General features: G+C 74.1%; 10 protein-coding genes. 2 read left to right on the forward strand and 8 right to left on the reverse strand.

Going from position 1 to position 9,326, the window contains the following annotated elements; translation table 11 throughout:
• Both AB0I15_RS63980 and AB0I15_RS63985 read left to right on the forward strand, forming a co-directional pair.
• Positions 1–344, forward strand: a 344-nt coding sequence (locus tag AB0I15_RS63980; RefSeq protein ID WP_358119741.1) for a hypothetical protein, incomplete at its 5' end; no start/stop codon positions are given.
• A gap of 82 nt (positions 345–426) precedes the next feature.
• On the forward strand, positions 427–657 hold the full coding sequence (locus AB0I15_RS63985; protein ID WP_358119744.1) for a hypothetical protein: 231 nt from the start codon (positions 427–429) through the stop codon (positions 655–657).
• Here the strand turns inward: AB0I15_RS63985 and AB0I15_RS63990 are convergent.
• The 8 genes from AB0I15_RS63990 to AB0I15_RS64025 all read right to left on the reverse strand — a co-directional run bounded on the left by AB0I15_RS63990 (position 654) and on the right by AB0I15_RS64025 (position 9,047).
• Complete coding sequence (locus AB0I15_RS63990) at positions 654–1,616, reverse strand: lytic murein transglycosylase (protein WP_358119746.1); 963 nt, start codon at positions 1,614–1,616, stop codon at positions 654–656. The genes AB0I15_RS63985 and AB0I15_RS63990 overlap by 4 nt on opposite strands.
• Before the next feature lie 72 nt (positions 1,617–1,688).
• Positions 1,689–3,029 carry a condensation domain-containing protein gene (locus AB0I15_RS63995; RefSeq protein ID WP_358119749.1) on the reverse strand — a complete coding sequence of 447 codons (1,341 nt, stop codon included), beginning with the start codon at positions 3,027–3,029 and terminating at the stop codon, positions 1,689–1,691.
• Positions 3,026–4,153: a 2-oxo acid dehydrogenase subunit E2 gene (locus tag AB0I15_RS64000; protein WP_358119752.1), complete on the reverse strand. Its 1,128-nt coding sequence runs from the start codon at positions 4,151–4,153 to the stop codon at positions 3,026–3,028. Before AB0I15_RS64000 ends, AB0I15_RS63995 begins: the two co-directional genes overlap by 4 nt.
• Positions 4,150–5,151 (reverse strand): transketolase C-terminal domain-containing protein, encoded by a 1,002-nt coding sequence (locus tag AB0I15_RS64005; RefSeq protein ID WP_358119755.1) that lies wholly within the window; start codon positions 5,149–5,151, stop codon positions 4,150–4,152. Before AB0I15_RS64005 ends, AB0I15_RS64000 begins: the two co-directional genes overlap by 4 nt.
• Positions 5,148–6,083: a thiamine pyrophosphate-dependent dehydrogenase E1 component subunit alpha gene (locus tag AB0I15_RS64010; protein ID WP_358119758.1), complete on the reverse strand. Its 936-nt coding sequence runs from the start codon at positions 6,081–6,083 to the stop codon at positions 5,148–5,150. The genes AB0I15_RS64005 and AB0I15_RS64010 overlap by 4 nt, the downstream gene beginning before the upstream one ends.
• A complete protein-coding gene (locus AB0I15_RS64015; protein ID WP_358119761.1) occupies positions 6,080–7,336 on the reverse strand; it encodes a glycosyltransferase family 4 protein in 1,257 nt (418 codons plus the stop codon). Before AB0I15_RS64015 ends, AB0I15_RS64010 begins: the two co-directional genes overlap by 4 nt.
• Positions 7,333–8,706 carry a glycosyltransferase gene (locus AB0I15_RS64020; protein WP_358119764.1) on the reverse strand — a complete coding sequence of 458 codons (1,374 nt, stop codon included), beginning with the start codon at positions 8,704–8,706 and terminating at the stop codon, positions 7,333–7,335. The genes AB0I15_RS64015 and AB0I15_RS64020 overlap by 4 nt, the downstream gene beginning before the upstream one ends.
• 20 nt (positions 8,707–8,726) lie before the next feature.
• Positions 8,727–9,047: a phosphopantetheine-binding protein gene (locus AB0I15_RS64025; protein ID WP_358119766.1), complete on the reverse strand. Its 321-nt coding sequence runs from the start codon at positions 9,045–9,047 to the stop codon at positions 8,727–8,729.
• Between the last annotated feature and the right edge of the window lie 279 nt (positions 9,048–9,326).

A 9,326-nucleotide genomic window follows, 5' to 3' on the forward strand; every position in this document is an offset into this window, starting at 1 on the left:
CCAGTTCCTGGTCCGTACGCGGGCGAGCGTCCCCGCCCAGGCGACTGGCGGCGGCCGAGCACGGCGCGCGGCGGGGCGGGCGGCTGGTCACCTTCGCCGGGCGTGCGCGGCTCACCGGTGTCCTGCGGGTGGGCGAGGTGGTGGCCGTGTCCGCCGTCGAGCGGGTGCTGGTGCTCGCCTCCCCCGAGCCGCCCGGCGACGACGTGCCCGTGGTGACGAACGACCACGTCAGGCCGGTCTGGCGGGACGGCCGGGCGACCCTGCTCACCATGCCGGCCGCCGGGGGCCGCCTCACCCCGGCCGAGGTGCCGAACCCGACCCCCTGCTGCGCCGACCACGGCTGAGCGGCGTGCCGGAGTTTGGCGGGGAGGCGGCCCGGCAACCATCAGTGACGAAATCATCGCTCTACGTGATCGGACTGATGTGATGCGTCATCTCTCCCCCGCCCTGTTGGCCCCCTTGGCCGCCGCGCTGGTCGCGGTCCCCCTGGCCGTCTCCCCGGCGGCCGCGGCCTCGCACGACGTGTCCGTGACCCTGCGGCAGTGCGTCGAGGCGGGCGGCCGGCTGGGGATGGACACCGCCAGCCCAACGGAGTACGTCTGCGTCGGCGGCTCCTTCGACGGCCGCTGGATCGCCATCGCCGGCCCCGTGCGTTAGGGGCCGGTGAGGCGGCGCTCCCCGGCGGTCGTCAGCACGAAGACCTGCCAGTTGTAGTAGACGTAGTAGTTGCGCGGGTCGCGCTTGATCTGGCGGGCGTGCAGCAGGATCGCGTTCACGTACGCCTGCGACGGGTTGTAGGCGTGCAGCGCGCGCTGGTAGTTCCGGGGAGCGCCGGTGGCCTTCAGATAGTTGGCGGCGGCCATGACGGCGTCGCGCGGGTCCTGGATGTCGCCGCCGAGCCCGTACGCCTTCCAGGTCGCGGGCATGAACTGCATCGGGCCCTGGGCGCCGGCGTGGCTGGCCGACTTCACCCTCCCGAACTTGGTCTCCGCGAACATCACCGCCGCCAGCACCTCCCACTCCACCCCGAACCGGCGCTCGGCCTTCTTGAAGTGGCCGAGCAGCTCGGCGGCCGGGCGGGGCGGCTGGGTCTTGAACGTGGCGGAGGGCTTGATGGGGCGGGCCAGGGCCAGCAGCTCCCTGATGGCGGAGGTGTTGTCCTTGGCCTGGGCGGACAGGGCGGAGGGCAGGCGGGCGAACGCCTTGGCGGCGGTCGTGGGGTGGCGGGCGGCGTAGCGGTAGATGCGCTGCTGGTGCAGGGCCAGGAGGACGACGTCCTCGGGCGGCTTGGCGGCGCCGGCCTTCGTCCAGGCGTCCACGGCCTTGTTGAGCGCGGCCGTGGTCCGTTTGAGCGCCGCGGCCAGGTCGGCTGCGCCCGAGGGGATCTTCACGTCGGGCGCCGGGAGGGGGTCCCTCTTCGCCGCCGACTCGTCCGCCGGGGTGCTGGACGAGGGGGCGCCGGACGAGAGGGCGTCGGTGGAGGGCTGCGTGAGCGGGGTGCGTTCGGCCTGCGCGCCGCAGGCCGCCGTGCCGATCAGGGAGCCGACCAGAGGGCCGATGAGGGCGGCGGCGAGCGCGTGGCGGGGGCGGTGTGGGTGCTGCGGGCGTTCCTCCATGGTCGGTCAACCTACCCGACGCGCCGGACCGGCCGAGATCATATGGACGGCGCCGGAGGCCGGTACGGAGGTCTAGGCGTCGTGGAGGACGGCGGCCAGGGTCCTGGCGTGGCCGGCCAGGTCGGCGGGGGTGAAGCGGGCGAGCCTGCCGGTGAGCGCGAGCTCGTACTCCGCGTCCCGCGGGGTGGCGGTGAGGCCGAGGTCGAAGCTCCCGTCGTCCACCTCGTGCGCCCAGACCCCGGCGCGCGGCCCGGCCCAGCCGGGAGGCGGCGCGGGGTCGTCGCGGTGCACGAAGGCGGCCTGGAAGGCGGGGTGCACGCCGGGCAACCGGTGGGCGCCGAGACCGGAGACGAGCGCGTCGAACGGGATCTCGTTGGCCAGCGCCCCCGCGACCGCCTCCCGGACACGGGCGAGCAGCGCGGGGAAGGCGTCCGGCACGCTCACCCGGAGCGGCACCAGGTTGATGAAGCAGCCCGCCACCCGCTCCAGCTCACGGCGCCCGCGCCCGCTCGTGACCGTGCCCACGACCAGGTCGTCCCGGCCGCTCAACCGCCGCAGCAGCACCAGGTACGCGGCCAGCAGCACGGCGAACGGCGTCACCGGCCCCTCCCCCCGCAGCCGCTCCACCACCTCGCGCCCGACCCGTACGGCGGCGGTCGCGCCGGCGCGGCCCGGGGCGGCGGTGTGCGGAAGGCGCGCGAACACGGGCTCGATGCCGGCCAGCCGTTCCCGCCAGTACGGGAGGCGCCCGGGGAGCCGCTCCCGTGCCCGGCCCGCGGACCAGGCGGCGTAGTCGGCGTACTGGAGGGGCGGCGGCGGGGTGAGCCCGGCGCCCGCGTAGAGGGCGGCCAGGTCGGCGGCCAGCAGCGGCAGGGAGCCGCCGTCGCAGGCGATGTGGTGGCAGACCAGGAACAGGCGGTGCTCCCCGGGGCCCAGGCGGTAGACGGTCAGGCGGAGGAGCGGGCCGCGTGCCAGGTCGAAGCGTTCGCCGGCGGCGGCCAGGGCGAGCGAGAGGGCCTCCGGTTCGCGGTCCGGCTCCGGGAGGGCGGTGAGGTCGACCAGTTCGAGCGGGACCGGCTGCGCGGGCCTGACGAGCTGGTGCGGAACGCCGTCGATGGCGGTGTAGCGGGTGCGGAGGGTCTCATGCCGGGCGACCAGCGCGGTGAGGGCGGTGAGGAGGCGGGTCGGATCGAGTTCGCCGGTGAGGGTCAGGCCGAGGGTGACGTTGGGCGGTGCCGTCTCCGGGGTGGCCTGGGTGGCGAGCCAGATCCTGCGCTGCTCGTGGGAGCACTCCATGGGGGCGCCGCTCCTGGGCAGGGGCGGGATGGCCGTGGCCGCGGCCTTCTGGGCGAGGAGGCGGGTCATCAGCTCGCGGCGCCGTCCGGAGAGGGCGGCCAGGCGGTCGGCGGTCACGAAAGGCCCCCGGATGGGCGATCGCCGGGCGCGAGGGCCCGTGGGGATTCGAGGACGGTCCTGATCGCATCCAGGAAGAGGACGGCGTCGTGGCCGTTGACGTAGCGGTGGTCGTAGGCCAGGCCGAGGTGGACGATCCGGCGGGCTTCGAAGTCGCCGCCGGGGCCGTCCTCGCTGGGGACCAGCTCCTTCCTCGGGGCGGCCAGCGACAGCGCGCAGACGTGGCCGGGGAACACGATCGGGATCGCCAGCGTGACCGTGCTCTCGTTGTGCAGGGTCACCACGATGTTGGCGCCCGACAGGTCCTCCTCGGTGAAGGCGCCGCGCATGGCGGCCAGCCGGTGGCGCATCAGCGTCCGGGAGATCTCGCCCAGCGAGCGGTGGGTGGCGTCGTGGACGACGGGGACGTACAGGCCCTTGCCGACGTCCATGGTGACGCCCACGTGCGCGGTGGCGGAGCGGCGCAGGCGGCCGGGGGCCACCGGGGTGGCGAACAGCGCCTCGAACCGGCCGATCAGCCCGGCCACGGCCCTGACCAGCAGCTCGGGCAGGCCGATCAGGGTGCGCAGCGCGGGGGTGAGCTCAAGGGCCAGGCGCAGCGCGTCCTCGACGTCGACCCTGATGACGGTGTAGGCGGCGGGCACCTCGCGGTGGGCCCGGCCGACCACGTCGGCGACGCGCCGCTGGGACGGGGACATGACGAGCTCCGTCGCGTCCTCGGGCCGGTCTCGGGCGGCCAGGGCGGTCACGTCGGCGCGGCGGATCACCTTGCGGCCGAGGGCGCGCACCTGCTCCTCGCCGATGCCCAGCTCGTCCATGAGGGCGCGGGCCGGAGCGGTGACGACCACGCCGGAGGCGGTCTCAGGCACGGGCACGGGTATGGGGTCCGGCGCGTCGCCGCCGAGGCGGGCGATGGTCTGGCCGGGCAGGCATTCGGCGCCCTCCGCGACCAGGTGCCTGAGCACGCCCGCGGCCACGGCCTCGAGCTCCTCGACGGTCTTCGAGGTCTCGATGAGGGCCAGGACGTCCCCGGGCCGTACCGTGGAGCCGTCCTTCGCGACCCACTCGACCAGCAGGTATCGGGCGTCGTTGCTGTTGATCTTGGGGACGACCACGGTGGTCATGCCAGCGCCTCCAGGACGGCCAGGCGGATGGTGTGGGCGTGCACGAGCACCTCGCGTTCCAGGTGCGAGGCGGCGGGGATGATGCTGTCGGCCGCGCTGACCAGCGTGATCGGCCGGGTCAGCCGGTCCCAGAGGACGGGGTGCAGCCGGGCCGCCACCTCGGCGCCCCAGGTGCCGCCCGCGGGACCGTCCTCGGCCACGCAGACGTGCCGGCCGCGTGGCAGGAGGCCGCCGAGGTCGAGCGGGTGGAGCCGGGCGGGCACCAGCAGCTCGCACAGGACGTCGTGTTCGAGCAGCAGCTCGCGCATGGCCGCCACGGCGCGGTGGGCCATCCCGCCGGGGACGATCAGGGTGCAGTCGTAGTCGTCCGCGCCCTCCAGGTGCACCCGGGCGGCTCCGGGGCCGTCCCCGGCCAGCTCGAACCGGAACAGGTCGTCCACGACGCCCCCGTGGAACATGCGCCGGGTGTAGAGCACCTTGTCCTCGAACAGCAGGCAGGGTTTCTGGCCGGCCAGGCAGTGCTCGATCAGGGCGCGGGCGTCGTGGAAGGGGGTCAGCTCCAGCACCGACAGGCCGGGGACGCCGAGGAAGTGCTTGTGCGGGCTCTGGCTGTGGGTGGGGCCGTAACCGCGGTGGCCGCCGGACGGGCAGCGGACGATCAGGGGCATGGGGACCGGGCGGCCGTACATGGAGGTGGACTTGGCGGCGAAGTTCACGAGCTGGTCGAAGGCCAGGAACACGAAGTCGGCGAACATGATCTCGACGATGGCCTTGTCGCCGGCCAGCGCCAGCCCGGCCCCCGCGCCGACGATGGCCCCCTCGCTGAGCGGGGTGGAGCGGACGCGCTCGCCGAACCGCGACGACAGGCCCTGGGTGATCTTGAAGGCGCCGCCGTACGGGTCCGCGATGTCCTCGCCCAGGACGTACACGGCGGGGTCGGCGGCCAGGACCTCGTGCAGGGCCTGGTTGAGGTGCTCGGCGACCCGCCGGCCCGTCATGGGGCCGTCCATCGGGCGGGCGGGCGCGCCGACACCTCGGTCACCAGGTCGGCCACGTGACGCCGCCAGGTCTCGTCGGCCACCGCGAACCGCCGGGGGTAGGCGGCGGCGTACCGTTCGTACCAGTCGTGCTCGCGGACGGTCGCCAGCTCCTCCGGGGTGCGGGTGTCGTCGCCCTTGCTGTGCGGCCCCACCCGGTGCGTGACGAACTCCACCACGAGCGGGAACCCCTCCCGGACGGCCGCGACGGGCGCGGCCAGCTCGGCGCGGACGGCGTTCACGTCGATGGAATCCACCCTCCGGTGCGGGATGCCGAACGCGGCGGCCCGGCCCGCGATCGTGCCCGCCATCCCCCGGGCGGTGGGGGTCGACTGGGCGATCCCGTTGTTCTCGACGACGACCAGCAGTGGCGTACGCCAGAGCGCGGCCAGGTTGAGCGCCTCGTACACCGAGCCCTCGCCCCAGGTGCCGTCGCCCACGTACGCGCAGACCAGCGCGCCCCGCCCGGCCCGGCGCGACCGCAGCGCCATGCCCGTCGCCACCGGCAGGCTCTCGCCCTGGACGCCGGTGGACATGAACGAGCGGTGGTAGACGTGCTGGCTGCCGCCCACCCCGCCGCACAACGCGCCCTCCCTGCCCATGATCTCGGCGAGCAGTCCATCGGCCTCGTCGGCGTAGCGGGCCAGGAAGTGTCCGTGGCCCCGGTGGTGGCTGAAGGTGAAGTCGTCCTCGCGCAGGAGCGGGTTCAGCGCCACGGGCACGTACTCCTGGCCCAGGCAGGTGTGGGTGGTGCCGCTGAGCAGGCCCTCGCCGAAGAGGCGGAGCAGGGCGGTCTCGAAGTGCCGGATCAGCAGCAGCCGGGCGAGATCGTCACCGGCGAGGGGCGACAGGCCGCGTTCCAGCCTCCCGGGGTGGAGGTTCGTGGCGGTCAAGAGGCCGTTCCTTTCGTCCTGGCCCGAGCGGCGGCCAGCCTGGCCAGAGCCGCCCGCCGATCGGGCGGCGGCGCCGTCACCGGAGTGAGCCCGGTCAGGGTCGCCGGGGTGAGCTCGGTCAGGTACGTCTCCAGCGCGCCCTCCGCCAGGCCCGCGACGAAGCGGCGGGCGGCCTGGCGGGAGCGGCCGGCGAGGTCACGGTGGTGCCGCGGGTCGCCGAGCAGGCGCCGCAGGGCCGCCAGCCACGGGGCCGGATCCTGCTCCGGCAGCACCGGCTCCGGGCGCGCGTGACCGGCGGCCTCGTAGCGTTCGACGGGCCTGACCGGCAGCAGGTACGGCACCCCGAGCTTGGCCTCGGCCAGGCCGCCCACGTCCGAGGCGAGCACGGGGACGCCGCGGAGCATGGCCTCGACGCAGGCGTAGCCGAAGGTCTCGTCCCAGAGGGAGGGCATGAGCAGGACGCCGGTGCGGGACAGGACGTCGTCGATGTCGTCGGCCGGGGGGACGATCGTGATGTTGGGGCGGCGGGCCAGGCCGGCTCTGTCCCGGTCGGTGGTGCCCCAGGTGGGGACGGCCAGGAAGGACACGTCGGGGCAGGCGTCGGCCAGGGCCAGGAAGATCGGCAGGCCCTTGTAGCCGCAGGGGTTGATCATGGTGACGTACGGGCCGGGGGTGGGGGGCGCGGGGTCGGTGGGCTCGCCGTATATGTGCGGATATATCAGGGTTAAGTCCAGCGAGGCGTGCCGCCGGCAGTACTCCTGCGCCGCCCTGCTCACGGCGACGGCCCCGGCCGCGCGGCGGACCATCCGGAGCCCGGCCGCGCTCGGGTAGAACGCTCCCGGGCCGAACGGCAACTGCTGCAGGGTGTGCACCAGGTAGACGACCCGGTCCGGGGTCGCGCGGAGCGCCGTACCGAGCATGACCAGGCCGGGGTCGTCGGAGGGCACCAGCGTCCAGTCGGGGGCCAGCCGGGCCGCGACGTCGGCGACGCGGCGGGCCAGCAGGGACGGGTCCGCCACCGTGTGCACGGTCACGCCCCGGTAGGTGTAGCCGGGCAGGCCGGTGCCGAGTCGGCGGACCCCGTGGGGCGGGGTCGTGCCGGGGCGCGTCGTGCGCAGGGCTCCCGAGAGCGGGGCCACGATGTGGACCTCGTGCCCGCCGGCCGCCAGGTGCTCCATGAGGATGCGGTTGGACTTGTTCGCGCCGCCGTGGGAGGGGAGGTGGATCATGTTCTGGGCCAGCAGGATCCTCATGGCGTGCCCCGCTCGGCCCGGCGGCGGCGCAGCCGCGCGGCCAGGACCCGGCGCTGGTCGGCGGGGAGGCCGGCCAGGGTGCGGAAAGGGTGGGGCGCGGGGCGGTCCAGGAGGGACTCCAGGTGCTCGGCGGCCTCCGTCAGGCCGTCGGCGGTGTCCTGGAGGGCTGGTCGGAGGCTGTCTTGGAGCGCGGCGGCGGGGTCGGTTCTGGAGCCGCTCTGGAGGGCGGCGGTGAGGGTGCGGGCCACCTCTTCCGGGCTCCAGCGGGTTTCGGGGAGCCAGCGGGCGAGCCCTTCGGCGGCGAGGCGGGCGGCGTTGTCGGGGCGGTCGGCTCCGTGGGCCAGGATCACCTGCGGGCTGCCGGACACGAGCGCCCTGGTCAGGGTGCCGATGCCGCCATGGTGCACGACGGCGGCGACCTCGGGCATGACCGCGGCGAACGGTAGCCGAGGCTGCCACATCACACCGGGCGGGGTCAGCTCGTGGTGCGTGGTGCTCTCGTGGTGCGGAGTCAGGTCGCGGTCGGGGGTCAGGCCGCGGTGTGGGATCAGGTCGCGGTGTGGGGTCACCAGCAGGACCGGGGAGCCGGCCTGGTGGCAGCCCGCCACGGCGGCCTCGTAGAAGCCCTCGTGCAGCATCCGGCCGGTGCCGCCGGTGACCAGCACCGGGCGTACGGGGCCGCGCAGCAGACCGGCGACCTCGGCCGGCAGGGGCTCGGGCCGGGTCGCTTCCCCGGGACCCTTGACGGGCTCGTCGGGGTGGGGGAAGCCGGTGAGGCGGAGGCGCGGGGACGAGGGCGGGCCCGCCTGGTCGAACCAGCGGGGCCAGAGTCCGAGGTGGAGGTCGGCGGAGGCGAACCAGGACGGCCAGTCCGCCACCGGGGCCAGGCCCAGCCCGTCGCGGACCGCGTCGATGCCGCTCGCGAGCACGTGCTGATGGAGGTGACGGGCCACACCGGCCGCCATGGGCTGGATCGGGGCCACCGCCACCCACGCCGCCGGGATCCCCAGCAGCTCCCTGACGACGAGCACCGACAGGGCGGAGGTGTGCCGGCCCACCAGGACCGTGCGGCCCGGCCCGATCCGGGCGGACAGCGCGCGGCACTCCAGGGCGAGCTGGTCGAAGAGGGCGTTGCGGCGGTAGAAGTCCAGCCAGGAGAGCGTGCCCCGGGCGCCGGGCAGGAGGGCGCTGTCGGCCAGGTAGCGGTCGTAGGTCTCGGGCGTGTCGATCGGGACGAAGCCCAGGCCCGCCGTCTCGGCCCGGCGCCGGTAGGGAGCGTGGGTCAGGAGCGTCACCTCGTGGCCCCGGCCCCGGAGCACGCGGCCCAGCCGGACGAAGGGCAGGACGTCGCCGTCCGTTCCGTGGGTCACCAGGAGCATGCCCGTGCCCGTCACGTCGAGGTCTCGCCGAGGGGGGACGGATCGTCCAGCAGGGCGCGTACGTCCTCCTCCGACATGCCTTCCAACTCGTCGAGCAGCTCCGCGAGCTGGTCGCCGGTGACGCCGCCGAGGAGCGTCTCGTCGATCAGCCGGGCCGCCGCCGACACCGTGAACTCGGCCGCGAACAGCTCGTCCACGGGCAGCTCAACGCCGTAGCGCTCCTGAACCGTGGCGAGGAAGCGCACGACGGTGAGCGACTGGGCGCCCAGCGCGAAGAAGTCGTCGGCGAGGGAGCGAGGAGGGGTGGTCAGGAGCTCGGTCCAGATCCCCATGACGGCTTCCTCTGTCGGTGTCATTACCGTTCTCCGGACGTTCAGAGGGCAGGCAAAGGTCGTGGGAGCGCTCCCAAAAAACGTCCCAGGAAAGCCCCCAGGACGAGCCTGGGATCACGGCCGAGAGATGTCAAGAGAACAGTCTCAGTAATGTTTCCGAAACAACTTTGTAAGGAACTGCAGCTAGAGGGCATATCGCGCGCTTTTGCGAGACCAATGAAGTTAAATCTTCAATTGATGTTGACCACAGAGCGAACACGTACTTACCCTGACGTCCCG

It is taken from the genome of Nonomuraea sp. NPDC050643, from assembly GCF_040654715.1.
GTDB lineage: Bacteria > Actinomycetota > Actinomycetes > Streptosporangiales > Streptosporangiaceae > Nonomuraea.